At 49.2% G+C, this 362-nt stretch carries 1 protein-coding gene; it reads right to left on the reverse strand.

What is annotated here, in order from left to right; all coding sequences use genetic code 11:
• Positions 1-147: 147 nt before the first annotated feature.
• Positions 148-362, reverse strand: a 215-nt coding sequence (locus AB1L30_RS00690; protein WP_367011424.1) for a hypothetical protein, incomplete at its 5' end; no start/stop codon positions are given.

The raw sequence follows: 362 nt of genomic DNA on the forward strand, positions 1-362 counted from the left end.
GCTATTCGCACGCCCTTCTGTCCAGCGGTCTAGAGACTAGTATCGCTCCAAAAAGCCAAAAAGTCAAGTAAGAAGAACGATTTGCCCTTGACTTGGGGGAAATAGGGTAGATAGGAGATTTCATTGGCGACTTCATCTAATCGGAGATTATATCCGCCTGGGAAATCCGCCCTCTTCTGACAGATTGACGAAACTCGTCCTTCCTGCGTAGAACGCTTCTGAAGATTCAGAGGAACCTTGCTGGGCATGTCTGCGAAACGGCACATGACCATTGAGTGCTACAGCCGAATCACGCAGAAGCTTGTTGAACCCAAATTTCACCTGGTTGTTCACATCCTTGCGCGAAGTGACTCCCCTGTTGG

It is taken from the genome of Bremerella sp. JC817 (genome assembly GCF_040718835.1).
GTDB lineage: Bacteria > Planctomycetota > Planctomycetia > Pirellulales > Pirellulaceae > Bremerella.